Raw genomic sequence first — 16,454 nt, forward strand, 5'->3', positions numbered from 1 at the left:
ACGGGGGCGGGGGCTCGGCGCCCGGCCGGTGCGGGAGGCGGTCGTGGCCGTCTCGGGCCGGGAGTCAGCGGGAAGCGGGGCCTCCTCGGCGGGAAGCGCGGGCGCTTCGCCGGGGAGCGCGGGCGCTTCGGCCGGGGTGTCCGGGGCGCACGCCGCCGGCTGCTCCGGAACGGGAACGGCGTCCTCCGACGCCACGGAGGACGCGGCGGGGTTCGGCGTGGAGCGGAGGCAGTCGCGGAGCTTTTCCGGGTCGAGTCCTTCGTTGAGGCCGCGGTGGAGGAGCTGCGCGAAGAGGTAGTCGGGGTCGAGGGTGAGGGCACGGCACAGGGCCACGCGGGCGGACGCGGCGTCACCCGTCGCCCAGGCGACCCAGCCGGCCAGCGTGAGCGGTGCGGCGGCGTGACTTTCGTACGCCCCGGGGCAGCGGCGGGCCAGTGCGCGCCACAGCCGCAGCGCCGGAGCGGCATCGGGGCCTTCCAGCCACGCGGCGGCACGGTCGCGGGTGAGGCGGTCCTGGAGTCCGAGGATCAGCTCGGCGGCCTCGCCGTCGCCGAGGAGGGCGTCGTCGCAGGCGTCCTTGGCGCGGTGACTGCCGGAGGGCGGGTCGCCGCGGAACGTGTGGAGCGTGCGGGCCAGGAGGGCACAGGTCTCCTCGCGGACCGCACGGGGGTCCTGGCCGGACAGCATGCGCGGGACGAGGGCGGCCGCCGCCGCGTCGAGGGCCTTGATCTGGCCGTCGGCGCGGGACCCGGTGAGCGGGAGCAGCCGCGCCTCCATCTCTTTGAGCGAGCCGCGGACCTGGACGCCGGCGTAGGCGGCGGCCGCCGCCATGACCGACGTGCCGGGCAGGACGAGCGGGGTGCCGTCGGCCGGGCAGCAGCGCTCGTCCGGGCAGACGTAGGACCAGTAACGCCCGTTGGAGAGGCACAGGGCTTCCATGACGGGGACGTCCCGGCTGCCGCAGGCCGTGCGCAGCCGCTGGGCGAGCGGCCTGAGGCGGTCCTTCACCTCCCGGCCGGTTTCGGCGGACGCCGGGTCCTGGCAGAGGAAGGCGATGATGCCGCGGGGCGGTGTGCCGCGCTCCCGGGCCGAGGTGATCAGGCAGTCGGCGAGCTGGTCGGCGACGGCGGGCCACTGGGCGGTGTCGGCGGGGATGCCGAGCCGGACGCGGCCGCCGAAGCGTCCGCGTTCGCCCTGGAGGGCGACGAGGACGACGCTGTCGTCGGGATAGAAGCCGAGCAAGTACGGCAAGGCATCCGCCAGTTCTGCGGGGCCGCGCAGGGTGACCTGGGCTTCGGGGTTCTTCGGGGACGTGGAGGACCGGTGCTCCGCCGGGTTCGCCGGCTCGATGTGCTGGTTCATGGCTCGAAGATCCCGCGGCCCGGCCCGCCGCCGCGACCCCTGTGGATATCTCCCGGGTGACGAGGTTTTCCACAATCCGCGGCGGACGACCGGAGGCGGCGGGCAGGACCGGCGTACGTGTTCCGCGTCGGTGTTCGATCGTGCAGGTCGCGAGCGGTTTCCGCCGGCCGCGAGGCACCGCAGCCCTCCCTCGGACGCGGCGTCGGCCGCCTTTGCCAAATGCCGCGACAACAGGGCGAATTGGGCGGTGACGAGCTGCGCGGCGACCTGTTCACGAGGTATGCGGGTGATTAGATTGCCTGCGTGAATCGATCGACAAATACTTCCGGAACCGACCGTAGTGCGCTCATCGCGGCATCGGTCACCGTTGTTCTCTGGGCTTCGGCGTTCGTCTCCATTCGCGCCTCGGCCGACTACTTCAGCCCCGGGGCGCTCGCGCTGGGCCGGCTCGTGACCGGTTCCGTCGCTTTGGTCTGTGTATTGCTGGTCAAACGGGGCGGTTTACCGCCCCGTAAGGCATGGCCGGGCATCGTGGTATCCGGAGTGCTCTGGTTCGGGGTCTACATGGTGGTCCTGAACTGGGGAGAGCAGAAAGTCGACGCCGGTACCGCGTCCATGGTCGTCAACGTCGGACCGATGGTGATCGCGCTGCTGGGCGGCTGGCTGCTCAAGGAGGGCTTCCCGCCCCTGCTGCTGCTCGGCATGGCGGTGTCGTTCGTGGGCGCGGTCGTGGTGGGCTTCTCCACGTCCGGCGAGGGCTCGTCCTCCGTACTGGGCGTACTGCTCTGCCTGCTGGCGGCCGTGGCGTACGGCGGCGGGGTGGTGTCGCAGAAACCCGCCCTGCGGTACGCGACCCCGATGCAGACCACGACGTTCGGCTGCCTCATCGGCATGGTCGCCTGCCTCCCGTTCAGCGGACAGCTGGTCTCGCAGCTCTCCGAGGCGCCGCTCTCGGCGACCCTGAACGTCGTCTACCTGGGGCTCTTCCCGACCGCCCTGGCCTTCAGCACCTGGGCCTACGCGCTGTCCCGGACGACCGCAGGCAAGATGGGGGCGACCACCTACGCGGTGCCCGCCGTGGTGGTCCTCATTTCCTGGCTCTTCCTGCGGGAGGTGCCGGGCTGGCTCACCCTCCTCGGCGGCGCCATCTGCCTCGGCGGGGTCGCGGTCTCCCGGAGGCGCGGCGTACGCGCGCCACAGGCGTCGCCGGCTCCTGCGGCCGAGCCGTCGCCCGCGGCCGATTCCGAGGCCCCGGCGGCGGAGACACGCCACTGACCGCAAGCGCCACAACGTCCGGAAGGGGCCGGAGGGAGTACACACTCCCTCCGGCCCCTCCCTGTGCGGCCACTCACAGCACGAACGTGGTCTCGTTCCTTGCCAGGAGGTAGCCGAGCTGCACCCGGGTGTGCGCCCCGAGTTCCTGCTTCATGGCCGCGATGTGCCCTTGCAGCGACCTTTCGCTGATACCGAGCCGACGCGCGATCCGCTTGTCCGAGTACCCCCCGATGAGCAGCCTGCTGATGGATTCGCGGAGTGACGGAATGACGTCGCCGGCCGCCTTCGCCGCGTGCAGCGGAACGAACGGAAACTCCTTCGCACGGTCCCAGGAACGCTCGAAAGCATCCTTGAGGAAACGCACGACCGCCGGCTCCCTGATCGCTAAGGCGTGCGTGCGGCTCTCATTCGCCGAGATGAAAGCGACGGCGTCGTCGATGACGATAAGGCGGTCGAAGAATTCGGCCAGCGTGCGGACTCGCACGCCATAATCGGAGACCGCTCGTACGTACTTCTTGGTCGCTTCGTCGAATCGCGTGGTGTGCTGATACAGCGTGCGCATCGCCACCCCCGCCTCGATATGGCGGCGCACGGATTCCAGCGCCTTTTCCAGAACCGGGCCCGGTCGTGGCCCGTCCGGCTGTGCGGTGAGGATTTCCCTGCGTGCGCCGGCCAGCGCCTCATTGATGGCGCCCGCTATGACATCCAGGCCGTCGAGATGGCAAATGCCGGATTCCGCGGGAGCGACCGGCGCCTCCTGGGTGTCGCCGATGCCGTCGATCGGCCGGCCGACGGTGAGCCTGGACAGCTCGTCCAACTGCTCGGCCATGCGCCGGAGCGTGCTCTCGGCCCCCTCGGACAGGGGCTCTAATCGCGCAAAACCCTGTCCGTTCTGCTCTACATTGACACCTTTTGCATCATTCATCCGCTATCCCCCATGCCGAGCCGTACGCCCTTTAGGTGCATGTATGACCCCTCGGTTTCCCGCAGTACGGAAACCCGAACCATCTTAGATCTTCAACTCCGGCTTGCGGCAAGGAAGATTGAAAGCAGGCGATCACGGAGGGCGCGTTCGCTTCGACCAAGACACCCCTCCCCCTTTGCCACCCCATTCCCTGACCGGTTCATACGCTCTTCACAAGAGAGGTACCGAGAACATGCGGGAAAATTCTTTCTCAAGGGCCCACACGACCCGACGTTCGCTCCTCACTCTTCGTATCGGGTTCGTCGCGGTAGCGGGTTTTCTGGCGGTCATGCCCGGGGCCGGTCCCGCGGACACCTCGGTCTCCGCACATCCCTCGGGTGACGTCCGGCTCGACGATGTCGGCTGGAATGCGGCCGGTTCCCGGTCGACCTCCTGAGAGCGTGCCCACCCCCCACCAGGTACGAGAGATCGGTTCCGCACTGTGACTTCTTCCCCATGGTTTCTGCGCGGTGAAGCCGGGCCCCGGCAGGCCTCCCGCGTCTACTGCTTCCCCCACGCCGGCGGCAATCCCCGCGCCTTTCTCGGCTGGCAGCAGGACCTGGAAGACGACGCCGAAGTGGTCGCGATCTGCCCGCCGGGACGGGGCCCCCGCTACCGGGAGACCGCCCTCACCACCGTCCCGGAACTCGCCGACGGAGCGGCGGCGGCGATCGCCGCGACCGCCGACCGGCCCTTCGTCCTCTTCGGACACAGCTTCGGCGCGGTACTCGCCTTCGAGGTCGCGCGGCGCATCCGCGGCCTGCCGGACTTCCGGCACCTGGTCGCCTCCGGCTGCTCAGCTCCCGCGCTGCTGCCCACCCGGCGCGTCGTGGAGACCGCGCGGCTGGAAGGGCGGGAATTCACCGAGGCCGTGGGCTTCTTCGGCGGGCTGCCGCCGGAGATCGTGGCCGACGAGGCGCTCCAGGAACTGCTGCTCCCGCATCTGCGGTCGGACTTCCGCATGGTCGCGGAGTACGCCTACCGCCCGGCAGCACCGCTGGACGTACCCGTCACCTTGCTCAATGGGTACGACGATCCGCACGTCACGGAGGCCGGCCTCGCTCCCTGGGAGCGCGAATGCGCCGGCGGGCTCACCCAGCGCTGGGCCGACGGCGGCCACTTCTACTTCGACGGCAGCCCGGGCGCCGTCACCGGCCTGCTGCGGTCGCTCGTTCGAGGGGCAGGGGCACCTGGCGCGAACGCGCCTGTTGATGAGCACGTTGAGCTTATCTGACAGTGCATTGCGCCCATGTCCCGAGCACCGCAGAGGAGACACCCCGAATGAACCCCTCCACCGCAGCACAGCACCGCCGCGCCGTCGCGTTCCAGCAGCTCCATGAGGGCCCGCAGCCCTTCGTCGTGCCCAACCCGTGGGACGCGGGGACCGCCCGCATCCTGACCGGGCTGGGATTCGCCGCGCTCGCCACCACCGGCGCCGGCCTGGCGCACGGCATGGGCCTGCCCGACGGCGCCGACCCCATCGGCCGGACGGAGATCCTGGACAACGCGGCGGCGATCGTCGCCGCGACCCCGCTGCCGGTCTCCGCCGACCTGGAGAGCGGTTTCGGCGACAGCCCGGAGGAGGTGGCCGAAACCATCCGGCGCGCCGCCGCGGTGGGCCTGGTCGGCGGGTCGGTCGAGGACTCCACGGGCCTGGCCGAGGACCCCGTACGCCCTCTCGAAGAGGCGGTGGAGCGCGTGGCGGCGGCCGTCGCCGCGGCCAAGGAGCTCGACTTCCCCTTCCTGGTGACCGCACGGGCGGAGAACTTCTTCCAGGGCAGGCCCGACCTCGACGACACCATCCGCCGCCTCCAGGCGTACGAGGCCGCGGGCGCCGACGTGCTCTACGCGCCGGCCCTGCCGGACGCGGACGCCATCCGCGCGGTGTGCTCCGCCGTCTCCGCGCCCGTCAACGTCCTGGTGGGCTCGCCCGCGCTGCGGCTGTCCGTCACCGAGCTCGGCGCCCTGGGCGTACGGCGGATCAGCGTCGGCTCGGCGCTCTCCCGGGCCTCGCTCGGCGCCGTCGTCCGTGCGGCCCAGGAAATCCGTGACCACGGCACCTTCGGCTTCGGGGCGGACGCCGTCCCGTATGCCGAGGCCAACGCGATGATGGCGCCCGGCCCGCCGGCCGGCCCGGAAAGTGACCCCACACCGTGAACACCGCACCGGCATACTTGTCCGCTCCCCGCTATGTCCTGGGGGAGACCGAGGCCGACCACTCGACGATCACCGACCTCACCGCGCGCGCCCGTGACTTCGGCATGCCTCCGAAGGCCGCGCTGTGGGGCTGGGGAACAATCCGGCGCACGGCGAAGAGCCTGGAGACCCTGGCCGTGGAGAGCGGCGTGGCGGCGCTGGCCGCCGCCGGGGTCGACCCCGGGTCCGTCGACGGCCTCATCATGTGCTCGACCAGGTTCCCCGGCGGGCCCCGCACCCATGGCAGGTTCGTGGCGGCGGTGATGTCCGGGATCGGGCTGGGCGACGCCGCCTTCACCGGCGTCACCCTCAACCGCTGCACGAATCTGCTGGTAGGCCTGCGCATGGCGCAGGCGTTCGTGGCCGCGGGCCACCACCGCAGGGTGCTGGTCCTCTCCACCGACCGGATCAGCGACGAATCCGTACGGATGGAGAACTTCGCCCTCTTCAGCGACGGCGCGGCGGCCTGCGTGGTGGGCGAGGAGCCGCACGGCACGGACGCCTACGAGATGGTCGCCGGCGCCTCGGCGCAGGACCCGACGGCGCTGGACTGGTCGAACGAGATCAGCTCCGACCTCGCCCGCGCGGTCAACGAGCGGGTGTTCACGGCGGCCGGCATGAAGGCCGGTGACGTCGACGGCGTGCTGCACCTCAATCTGTACAAGCCGCTCGTCGTCATGAAGGAACGCCAAGCGGGCTTTACCGCCGAGCAGTTGTTCCTCGACAACATCACCCGGTTCGGCCACTGCTTCGCCGCCGATCCGCTGATCAACCTGGTGGACCGGGGCGCGGCCGGACAGCTGCGGGACGGCGGCCACTATCTGCTCGCCGCGAGCGTGCCCGGCGTCCGCGTCGGCGTCCTGCTGCGCAAGCTGTCCGCCGCCCCCGCACCGGCAGCCACCACCTCCAGGGAGCTCTGATGAACGCGCACACCGGATTCCCGCTTCCGGACCTGACCACGTCCCTGCCCCGGGCCCCCTTCCTGTTCAGCCCCAAGGCCGTCGAGGAGGCCGGCGCCGTCCTCGACGGCGCGCCGGCCGGCGTCTTCGGGCAGCTGCTCGGTGACCAGGAGAGCGAGACCACGCTGCTCGTCGCCCGGCGCGTCCTCGACGCGTTCCTCGGCAGCGCCGCCGCCACCGCGGATCCCGCCCTCCCGCAGGGCACCGATGCCGACGCGGTCGCCGCGTACGTCCAGGAGGCGCGCGCCGCCCTCGTACCGGCACTCACCGCGCTGCGCGAGGCCGGAGCGGAGACGCACCGACTCGTGCTGCGCCAGCGGGCTCCCCTGGCGCTGCTCGGCGGCTGCTGGCTGGACACCGTGTCGCAGGCCGCCACCCAGCCCTCCGTCATCGTCAACCGCCTGTTCGGCCAGTACTTCCTCCTGCGGGGCGAGGGCACTCCGCAGCGCGGCCTGCTCGCGCGGCGCCGGCGGGCCCTGGACGACCTGGGCGTCCACCTGCCCGGCATCGAGGCCGCCGACTTCCTCCAGCAGGCCGGCGCCCGCCCGCTGACCGCCCTGCACGCCGCGTTCCCCCTCGCGCTCTCCCGGCTCCCCGCGTCCTTCCTGCCCGAAGTGGTGGGCGTGCACTACGCGATGTGCGCGCTGGGCGTCGACGACCTGCTGCTGGGGACCGAGGCGCTCCTTCCGGAGGCGGCGGCCCGTACGGTCCTCGCCGAGTACCTCGCGCTCACCGAGCAGTCGCCGACCGGCGCCGAGGACCGGCGGCGGACGCGCACCGCGATCGAGGTGGTGCTGCGCCTGGAGCGGGAGCACACGGCCCTGCTCACCGAGCTGGCCGACTGGCAGGACGGCCTGTCCCTGGACGCCAGGGTGGCGCAGATCGTGGCCCGGCACGCGCCGTTCGCGGGCAAGCAGCACCGCGGCGTACGGATGGGCGGCCGGCGGCTCTCGGAGTGGCTCGGCGACGAGGACCTCGACCTCGCCGAGTTCGTGGCGGTCTTCCGGGAGGCCCGGCAGACGCGGACCAGCGCCTCGGGCGTCTGCCGGTTCCTGCAGTCGATCAAATTCGGCGGGCCGATGTTCGGGATCTTCGACGAGCACGAGGCCGCCACGTTCACGGCGTGGACGGAGTCCATCGCCGCGGGCGAGCCGGCGGACCTCGATTTCCGGCCGAACACCGCGGGTGACGAGCAGGCCGCCGAGTGGGCCGGAGCGCTGCGGCGCGCCGCGCCGGCCGATGTGGTGGCGGCCGAGCCGGAGCGCGGCCTGGACGACCGGCAGCTGTTCCACCGCATCGTCAACATCGAGCAGTACCCGCACATCCTGCCGGTGGCCCGGGACCGCGCCGAGGCCGGTCTCGCCGACGCGGAGCTGCTCTTCACCCACGGGGGCGGCGGAAAGCTCACCGACGCCGAGTACTTCGACTACACCCCCGAAGCCCTCATGGAGCGCGTCGAGCGGATCTACTGGGACAAGCTGGTGAATCCGTACCGTCCGCTGACGGAGATACCCGACCGCGACGAGGTGGTCTTCGGGCAGTCCACGTTCGCGCTGGGCAGCCTGATCGACGGCAGCTGGGCGCACCGCGTCGGCAACCTCGGCCGCGACCACCGGCAGAGCGACCGCATGCTGTTCGCCATCTACGCCGACGAGATGGGCCGCGGGGACCTCGCCAAGAACCACATCACGCTCATCCACCAGGTGCTGGCGAGCATGGACATCCATCTGCCGCACATCCGGCAGCAGGAGTTCCTGGACCAGGGCGATCTGCCGGACGGGCTCTACGGCTTCTCCGTGCACCAGGTGTGCCTGTCGCTCTTCCCCGACACGCTCTACAACGAGATCCTCGGCTACAACCTGGGCATCGAGATGTTCGGGCTGGGCGAGATGCGGCTGCACGAGATCCAGAAACTGCGCCGGCACAACTTCGACGTGTCCTACGAAGAGGCGCACCTGTCGATCGACAACTTCTCCGCGGGCCACGCCCGCCAGTCGGCCGACATCATCGTCTCCTACCTCGACGACGTCCGGCGCGCCTCCGGCGAGGAAGCCGTCCAGCGGGAGTGGCGCCGCATCTGGCGCGGTTACGCCTCCTTCGCGTACTTCGTCGAACACCAGCTGGTCAAGCAGGTCACCGACCGCCGGGCAGCAGCGCCGGCCCCCGTGGTGCCGGCCGCCCGGCCCGACGACGCCGAACTGGTCATCTGACGCCTCCCGCGCGCCCACCGCCCCTCCCGCACGGAGACCCCGCCTTGCAACAGATCACGAGCTTCGACCCGGAAATACTGCAACTCCCCTTCTACGAAGACCGGCACCGCCGGCTCGCCGACGCCCTCGGCACCTGGTGCGACGCCCGTACCGCCCTGTGGGACGAAGTCCGGCAGCAGGACCCGGAGAAGGCCGGGCTGCGCCTGGTACGGCAGTTGGGCGAGGACGGCTGGCTCGCCTTCCTGGACCCGGAGTCCGGCGCCGAGGGCCTGCCCGGCGACCACCGCGCCCTCTGCCTGACGCGCGAGGCGCTCGCCTACGCCGAGGACCTCGCGGACTTCGCGTTCTCCATCCAGGCGCTGTCGGCCACGCCGCTCATCCGCTTCGGCAGCGACGCGCAGAAGCGGCACTACCTGCCGCGGATGGCCACGGGCTCGCTCGTGGGGGCCTTCGCGGTGTCCGAGGAGGAGGCGGGCTCGGACGTCGCCGCCGTCGCACTGCGGGCCGACCGCGACCCGGACGGCGGGTACGTGCTCAACGGCCGCAAGGCGTGGATCGCCAACGGCGGCATCGCCGATGTGTACGTCGTCATCGCGCGCACCGGCGGTGCCCCGGGAGCACTGGGCCTCACGGCGTTCCTGGTGCCCGCCGACACCCCCGGCGTACGGGTCGGGCAGCGCCTGGACGCGCTCGCGCCCCGCTCCTTCGCCCACCTCGACTTCGAGGACTGCCGGGTGCCGGAGGACGCCGTACTGGGCAAGCCGGGCAAGGGTTTCGTCATCGCGATGGACCTGCTGGAACGCTTCCGGATGACGGTCGGCGCGGCGGCGCTCGGCTTCGCCCGGCGGGCCGCAGACACGGCCCTGGCCCGCGCCCGTACACGGTCGATCGGCGGCGCCAAACTGATCGACCTCCAGCTGACGCAGGCGTCGCTGGCGGACATGGACGTCCAGCTCAACGCGGCAGCCCTGCTGGTGGCGCGGGCCGCCTGGGAGGCCGACCGCGGCAGCCGCCGCTTCGCCCGGCACTCCAGCATCGCCAAGCTGTACGCCACCGAAGAGGCGCAGCGCATCGTCGACACGGCCGTCCAGCTGCTGGGCGCGTCGGGGGTGGTCAAGGACAGCGTCACCGAGCGCCTGTACCGGCAGATCCGCGCCCTGCGGATCTACGAGGGCACGTCCGAGGTCATGCGGCTGACCATCGCCGGCACGCTCGACCCGCGCCGCGCGGCCCGGGCAGCGCGCGACATCTGACCGGCCCGCCCCCCCACACCGTTCCACCGAGCAAGGAGTCCCACGGGTGACCACCCCCATCGAAGCGGTCCGGCTGCCGGACCCCTACGCCTACTACGCGACGTTGGCGGCCGAGCGTCCCTTCGCCTTCGACCCGGCCGTGGGCGCCTGGGTGGCGAGCGACGCCGCGGCGGTGCGCGCCGTGCTGACCTCTGGCGCGCTGCGCGTCCGGCCCGCCGCCGAGCCGGTGCCGGCCGGCCTGGTCGGCACCCCCGCCGGTGAGGTCTTCGGGTCCCTGGTGCGGATGACCGACGGCGCCCTCCAGCGGCGGCTGAAGGGGGTGGTCGTCGACGCGCTGGGCCGGGCCGACACCGCGCACGCCGCCCAGTTGGCCGCGGAGCGCACCCGCGCGTACCTGAAGGACGGCCGGCCGCCCTTCGAAGAGCTGATGTTCGGCGTGCCCGCGCAGGTGGTGGCGGCGCTGTGCGGGCTGGACGAGGGCGCGGACGCCGAAACGGCCCGGCTCATCGGCGACTTCGTCCAGTGCATCCCCGCCTCGGCCACGCCGGAGCAGCAGCGGGCGGCGGCGCTGGCGGCCGGCCGGCTCCAGGAGCTGCTGGGCCCCGGCATCGAGCGCGGCGCCGACGGCACGGGGCTCCTCGCCGAGCTGGTACGGGCCGCGCGGCGCGCCGACTGGCCGGAAACGGCGCCGCTGCTGGCCAACGCGGTCGGCTTCCTGTCCCAGACGTACGACGCCACGGCCGGCCTGATCGGCAACACCCTGCTGGCGCTGGCCCGTGAGGGGCAGCGGCCGACCGCTCCGGAAGCCTTCGTCCGGGAGGTCGTGCGGCACGACGCGCCGATCCAGAACACCCGCCGGTTCGCCGCCGAGGCGTTCCGGTACGGCGGCGCCGAGGTCGCGCCGGGCGAGCAGGTGCTGGTGGTACTGGCCGCCGCCAACCGCGACCCGGCGGCCAACCCCGACCCGCACGCCTTTCTGCCCGGCCGCCCGGACCCCGTGGTCTTCACCTTCGGCGCGGCCACCCACCGCTGTCCCGGGGAGGCCCTGGCGGTCGCCGTGACCTGCGGAGTCGTCGGCGAGCTGCTCGCCGCCGGCTTCGACCCGCCCGAGCTGCCGGCCGAGGTGACGTACCGGCCGCTGGCCAACGCCCGTATCCCGTGCCTGTAGGCGCAGATCGGTCCTGCAGGCGCGAACCGCTCCTGTAAGCCCGCCCCGCTCCCGCTGAACACTCCCGGCCCGGTCCCGACAGCACCGCCCGGGCGGTGCCCGCTGCCCTGTTCCAGCCATCCCGAAGAGGAAGTACCGCCTGATGCCGGACATGCCACGCCTGTGGATGCGTCACGAATCCCGCGCCAGTGAGCGCCGCGCGCCGCTCGTGCCCGAGGACGCCGCGAAGCTGGTGGACCAGGGTGTCGAGATCACCGTCGAGGAGTCGGCGCAGCGCGCCTTCCCGCTCGCCGACTACACGGCCGCCGGCTGCCGTACCGCGCCGGCGGGCAGCTGGCCCGAGGCGCCGGAGGACCACTACGTCCTGGGGCTGAAGGAGCTGCCCGTACGGCCGCACGCGCTGCGGCACCGGCACATCTACTTCGGCCACGCCTACAAGGGGCAGGCGGGCGCCACGGAGCTGCTCGGCCGGTTCACGGCGGGCGGCGGCGCGCTGCTGGACCTGGAGTACCTCACGGACGACGACGGCCGCCGGCTCGCGGCGTTCGGGTACTGGGCCGGTTACGTCGGTGCCGCGCTGGCCGTACTGCACCACCGGGGCCGGCTGGAGACGCCGCTGCGCCCGACGGACCGCCCCGGGCTGGACGCCCTGCTGGCGGCCGGGGACGGCGGGACCGCGCTGGTGATCGGTGCGCTGGGGCGCAGCGGGCGGGGCGCCTGCGACGCGCTGGAGGCGGCCGGCATCACACCGACCCGGTGGGACGTGGCGGAGACCCGCGCGCTGGACCGTGCGGCGCTGCTCGGCCACGACATCGTGGTCAACACCGTGCTGACCACGCGGCCCGTGCCGCCCTTCGTGACCCCCGCGGACCTGGACGAGCCCGGCCGCCGCACGGCGGTGATCTCGGACGTGACCTGCGACGTGACCTCGGAGTGCAACGTCCTGCCCGTCTACGACGAGGTCACCGACTGGGACCGGCCGGTCCGGCGGCTGCGGGACGGCGACCGGCCCGTCGACCTGATCGCCATCGACAACCTGCCCTCGCTGCTGCCCGCCGAGTCCAGCCGGGCCTTCTCGGCGGAGCTCGCCCCCCAGCTGGCGCAGCTGTCCGACACCGACCCGGCCTGGGCACGCGCGCTGCGCGTCTTCGAGGCCGCGGCCGGCCCCGACCACAAGGAGACCACCCATGTCCGCTAGCCGGCCGACCACCGACCGCACCGGGGTTGTCCCCGCGAGCGGCACCGTCCACTGGATCGGCACCGGCCTGTCCACCGGCGGCAGCGGCCTCGGCGCGCTGTGCGACCGGGTCGGGCGCGTGGTGCTGTGGGACCGCACCGCCGACCGCGCGGCCGCCCGGCTGGCCGCCCTGGGCCTGACCGGCCGGGCGGAGGTGCGCGCCCTGGACACGGGGGCCCTGGAGGCCGCCGTGGGCACGGGAGACGTGATCGTCTCCATGCTGCCCGCCACCGAGCACCCGCGGCTGCTGCGGCTGGCCCTGGACCGCCGGGCGCACTTCGCCTGTACCAGCTACGTCTCCGATGCCGTGGCCGAGCAGGCGGCGGCCGCCGCCGAGGCGGGCCTCGTCGTCCTGACCGAGGCCGGACTGGACCCGGGCATCGACCACTTGCTGGCCCACCGGCTGGTCGGGCGCGCCCGGGAGGCGGTCGGCGACACGGCCGAGTCGGTGGACTTCACCTCGTACTGCGGCGGCATACCGGCCGTCCCCAACGACTTCCGCTACCGGTTCAGCTGGGCGCCCTACGGAGTGCTGGCCGCCCTCGGCTCGCCCGCCCGCTACATGGACGAGGGCGCGGAGCGCACCGTCGCGCGCCCCTGGGAGGCCACCCGCGTCCACCGCCTGGACGACGCGGAGTTCGAGGTCTACCCCAACCGCGACAGCCTGCCCTTCATCGCCCAGTACGGCGTTCCGGACGGCTGGCGGCTGCGGACGTTCGTCCGCGGCACGCTGCGCAACGCGGGCTGGCGCGGCGCCTGGGAAGAGGTCTTCCGCACCGTGCGCGCCGGCGACGAGACCCGCACCAGGGCGCTGGCCAAGGAGCTGGCCGACCGCTACCCCACCACCGAGGCCGACCGCGACCGGGTCGTGCTCTCGGTCGCGCTCGACGTCCGGACGGCGGGCGGCGAGGGCTGGCGGGGCGCCGGTCTGATGGACCTGACCGGGGACGAGACCGAGAGCGCCATGGCCCGCTGCGTGTCCCTGCCGCTCGCCTTCGGCCTCACCCGGCTGCTGGCCGGCGCGCTGCCGGCCGGCCTGAACCGGGCCGCCGAGTCCGCCGAGGAGGCCGGCCGCTGGCTGGACTTCCTCGGCGACAACGGCCTGCGCATCACGTTCGACGAGACGCTCACGACATCACGGGGAGACCGCGCATGACCGAAACGACACCGGGCGGGAGAGCCCCCGAAGCCTTCGTCCTCACCGGCGCCTTCTGGGTGGTGTGCCGCAACCCGCGCTACCTCCAGGAGCTGTCCGCGCGGGGCCTGAAGGTGCTGCTCATCACCCCCGCGAGCTACCGCGAGACCGCGCGCACCTGCATGAAGGACCCGGATCACCCGGCCTCCCTCATCGACGACATCGCGTTCGTGGACGGCTCGCTCGACCAGGAGGGCTCGTTCATACCGGGCTTCATCGCCCGTGCCCGGGACTGGCGGCGGCAGTACACCGTCGTCGGCGCGTACGCGGTCGGCGAGACGCTGGTGGAGCCGACCGGTCTGCTCGGGGACGCCCTCGGCCTGCCGGGACCCGGGCTGCGCGCGACGCGGGCCTGCCGCAGCAAGTACCTCCAGCGCTGGTACCTGGACGCGTTCGGCCCGGCCTCGCTGGTCGTACCGCCCGGCGAGCGCGAGGAGACCGCCCTCGGCGGCCTGGCGTACCCGGTGGTGGCCAAGCCCGCGACGCGCCACTCCAGTTCGGGCGTGGTCACCGTCGCGGACGCCGCCGAGCTGCGGGAGCGGCTGGCGGACTACCCCGCGTACGAGACCGTGCTGGTCGAGCAGCAGGTCCAGGGGCAGGAGTACTCGGTGGAGAGCCTGGTGCAGGGCGGCGAGGTGATCTTCGCCTCCGTCACCAGGAAGGAGACCACCGAGTCGCACGCCCGCTCCTTCGTGGAGCTCGCGCACTCCGTGCCCAACGCCCGTACGCAGGAGGACGAGGCGCTGCTGGGTGCCAACCGGCGGCTGCTGGCGACCCTGGACTTCCGCGACGGGATCGCGCACGCCGAGTGGCGCGTCGGCGCCGACGGCCGCCCGTACCTGATGGAGATCGCGGCCCGCACCCCGGGCGACGGCCTGCTCGCGCTCTACCAGCTCGCCACCGGGCGGCCGCTGGAGCCGGAGATCGTCCGGATCGCGCTGGGCGAGCCGGCCTCCTACCCCGCGCCGCGGCGCTGGGCCCGCCAGGTCTACCTGGACCACGAGCCCGGCACGCTGGAGGACGTCACGGTCGACTGGCCGGGCGTCTCGCCGGTGTGGGTGGGCGACGGGGGGATGTGGCCGGAGCTCGCGCCGGGCGGCCCGGACGCGCCCCCGGCGCTGCGCGCGGTCCTGGTGCTCAAGGACAAGGGCGCCCCGTTGTCCCCGCTGACCAGCTCCGACGACCGCGCGGTGACCTTCCTCATCGACGCGCCGACCCCCGGGGAACTGGACGAGCTGGAGCGCCGGGTGCGCGCCGCGGTGACCCTGACGGTGCGGACGGCGGCCGGTCATGGCTCTTGAGACCCGGGCCGGCGAACGGGCCACGGTGTGGGGCACGTTCCGTGAGGCGCCGCTCGCGGTGAAGACCGTGCTCGCCGGGGTGCTGGTCAACCGCCTCAGCGGCTTCCTCAACATCTTCCTGGTCCTGTTCCTGACCGCCAAGGGCTACTCCGACGGCCATACCGTCATCGCCCTCGGCGTCTACGGAGCCGGCGCCGTCGTCGGCTCGCTGATCGGCGGCACGCTCGCGGACCGGATGGGCGTGCGCAACGCCACCGTGGTGTCCATGGGCAGCACCAGCGTGCTGACGGCCGCCCTGCTCTACCTGCCGGACTTCACCGCCCTGCTGGCGGCGATCGCGCTCGTCAGCCTCGGCGCACAGCTCTTCCGCCCGGCGTCGGCGACGCTGCTGGCGGAGCTGACGTCCGACCACCGGCAGGTCATGATCTTCGCGATGTACCGGTTCGGGCTCAACGTGGGGGCCACGGCCGCACCGCTGGTCGGCTACGGCCTCTACAACGCGGGCGGACACGAGTACACCTTGCTGTTCTGGGGCGAGGCCGCGATCGCCCTGCTGTACGCGGTCTTCGCCCGGGCCACGCTGCCCGCCCGCGCACAAAAGCCGGCCGCCACCGGTCCGAAGGACGGCGCGCGGCCCTCGGGCGGCTACCGCGCGGTGGTCCGCGACCGGCGCTACCTGCTGTACCTCGTCGCGGCCTTCTGCCACTCGGCCGTTTACATGCAGTACCTGTCGACGCTGCCGCTGTACATGAAGGACGCCGGGCTGGCGCTCTTCTGGTACACCTTCGCCGTCTCGCTCAACGGATTCATCGTCATCGCCTTCGAGTTGCTGATCACCAAGCTCTCCCAGGAGTGGCCGCTGAAGCTGACCGTCGGGCTGGGCTTCGCCCTCGTGGGCGCCGGGGTGGCCTTCTACGGGCTGCCGATCGGACCGGCCGCTGTCATCGTCGGCACGCTCATCTGGTCGCTCGGCGAGATCATCGGCGGTCCCGCGGTCTTCGCCTACCCCGCGAAGGCGGGCCCGGAGCACCTGCGGTCCCGGTACATCGGCAGCTTCCAGTTCATGTTCGGGCTGGGCACCGCCGTGGGCCCGATGCTCGGCAGCTGGCTCTTCCTGGAGCTCGGCGGGCTGGTCTGGCCGGCGGTCGCCGTCGGCTCGCTCCTCGCCACGGTGTTCGGCCTGATCGCCGTGCGCCGGCCGCCGTCGGCGGCGCCGCCGTCTGTCCCCGTAACGATGAGCCCCGCCTCCCAGGGGAGCGGTGACCGGCCGGAGGCACGTACGGCCGGCTCGCCGGTCTGACGCTCCACCTCCCCTGCGGCATTCCCCCTGTGAC

At 72.7% G+C, this 16,454-nt stretch carries 13 protein-coding genes; 11 read left to right on the forward strand and 2 right to left on the reverse strand.

Features of this window, described 5'->3' with window-relative positions:
- On the reverse strand, positions 1-1,362 hold a 1,362-nt coding region (locus ABT381_RS08505), incomplete at its 3' end, for a DUF4192 domain-containing protein (RefSeq protein WP_351589721.1).
- 303 nt (positions 1,363-1,665) lie between these two features.
- Between ABT381_RS08505 and ABT381_RS08510 the strand changes: the two genes are divergently transcribed.
- Positions 1,666-2,637: a DMT family transporter gene (locus ABT381_RS08510; protein ID WP_351589724.1), complete on the forward strand. Its 972-nt coding sequence runs from the start codon at positions 1,666-1,668 to the stop codon at positions 2,635-2,637.
- 73 nt (positions 2,638-2,710) lie between these two features.
- On the opposite strand, the gene ABT381_RS08515 is transcribed toward ABT381_RS08510, so the two are convergent.
- Entirely contained in the window at positions 2,711-3,466 is a 756-nt protein-coding gene (locus ABT381_RS08515; RefSeq protein ID WP_351589727.1) for a LuxR C-terminal-related transcriptional regulator, read from the reverse strand.
- Between the two features lie 577 nt (positions 3,467-4,043).
- On the opposite strand from ABT381_RS08515, the gene ABT381_RS08520 reads away from it, so the two are divergent.
- From ABT381_RS08520 to ABT381_RS08565, 10 genes are all read left to right on the forward strand, one after another.
- A complete protein-coding gene (locus ABT381_RS08520; protein ID WP_351589730.1) occupies positions 4,044-4,835 on the forward strand; it encodes a thioesterase II family protein in 792 nt (263 codons plus the stop codon).
- 47 nt (positions 4,836-4,882) lie between these two features.
- Entirely contained in the window at positions 4,883-5,758 is an 876-nt protein-coding gene (locus ABT381_RS08525; RefSeq protein WP_351589733.1) for an isocitrate lyase/PEP mutase family protein, read from the forward strand.
- Positions 5,755-6,717 (forward strand): 3-oxoacyl-ACP synthase, encoded by a 963-nt coding sequence (locus ABT381_RS08530; RefSeq protein WP_351589736.1) that lies wholly within the window; start codon positions 5,755-5,757, stop codon positions 6,715-6,717. The genes ABT381_RS08525 and ABT381_RS08530 overlap by 4 nt, the downstream gene beginning before the upstream one ends.
- Entirely contained in the window at positions 6,717-8,966 is a 2,250-nt protein-coding gene (locus tag ABT381_RS08535) for an iron-containing redox enzyme family protein (protein ID WP_351589739.1), read from the forward strand. Before ABT381_RS08530 ends, ABT381_RS08535 begins: the two co-directional genes overlap by 1 nt.
- A 44-nt stretch (positions 8,967-9,010) precedes the next feature.
- Complete coding sequence (locus ABT381_RS08540) at positions 9,011-10,219, forward strand: acyl-CoA dehydrogenase family protein (RefSeq protein ID WP_351589742.1); 1,209 nt, start codon at positions 9,011-9,013, stop codon at positions 10,217-10,219.
- 46 nt (positions 10,220-10,265) lie between these two features.
- Positions 10,266-11,387, forward strand: coding sequence for a cytochrome P450 (locus ABT381_RS08545; protein ID WP_351589745.1), 1,122 nt, complete (start codon positions 10,266-10,268; stop codon positions 11,385-11,387).
- Between the two features lie 142 nt (positions 11,388-11,529).
- Positions 11,530-12,585: a saccharopine dehydrogenase gene (locus ABT381_RS08550; protein ID WP_351589748.1), complete on the forward strand. Its 1,056-nt coding sequence runs from the start codon at positions 11,530-11,532 to the stop codon at positions 12,583-12,585.
- Positions 12,575-13,780: a saccharopine dehydrogenase C-terminal domain-containing protein gene (locus ABT381_RS08555; protein WP_351589751.1), complete on the forward strand. Its 1,206-nt coding sequence runs from the start codon at positions 12,575-12,577 to the stop codon at positions 13,778-13,780. Before ABT381_RS08550 ends, ABT381_RS08555 begins: the two co-directional genes overlap by 11 nt.
- Positions 13,777-15,120 (forward strand): ATP-grasp domain-containing protein, encoded by a 1,344-nt coding sequence (locus ABT381_RS08560; RefSeq protein WP_351589754.1) that lies wholly within the window; start codon positions 13,777-13,779, stop codon positions 15,118-15,120. Before ABT381_RS08555 ends, ABT381_RS08560 begins: the two co-directional genes overlap by 4 nt.
- A complete protein-coding gene (locus ABT381_RS08565) occupies positions 15,110-16,420 on the forward strand; it encodes an MFS transporter (RefSeq protein WP_351589757.1) in 1,311 nt (436 codons plus the stop codon). Before ABT381_RS08560 ends, ABT381_RS08565 begins: the two co-directional genes overlap by 11 nt.
- Positions 16,421-16,454 lie beyond the last annotated feature (34 nt).

Origin of the sequence: Streptomyces sp. NPDC000151, assembly GCF_040301705.1 — a bacterium.
Taxonomy (GTDB): domain Bacteria; phylum Actinomycetota; class Actinomycetes; order Streptomycetales; family Streptomycetaceae; genus Streptomyces.

Coding starts and splice junctions, on each gene's coding strand:
- ABT381_RS08565 (WP_351589757.1), top strand. CDS start 15,110: ATGGCTCTTGAGACCCGGGCCGGCGAACGGGCCACGGTGTGGGGCACG.
- ABT381_RS08560 (WP_351589754.1), top strand. CDS start 13,777: ATGACCGAAACGACACCGGGCGGGAGAGCCCCCGAAGCCTTCGTCCTC.
- ABT381_RS08525 (WP_351589733.1), top strand. CDS start 4,883: ATGAACCCCTCCACCGCAGCACAGCACCGCCGCGCCGTCGCGTTCCAG.
- ABT381_RS08515 (WP_351589727.1), bottom strand. CDS start 3,466: ATGGCCGAGCAGTTGGACGAGCTGTCCAGGCTCACCGTCGGCCGGCCG.
- ABT381_RS08550 (WP_351589748.1), top strand. CDS start 11,530: ATGCCGGACATGCCACGCCTGTGGATGCGTCACGAATCCCGCGCCAGT.
- ABT381_RS08555 (WP_351589751.1), top strand. CDS start 12,575: ATGTCCGCTAGCCGGCCGACCACCGACCGCACCGGGGTTGTCCCCGCG.
- ABT381_RS08535 (WP_351589739.1), top strand. CDS start 6,717: ATGAACGCGCACACCGGATTCCCGCTTCCGGACCTGACCACGTCCCTG.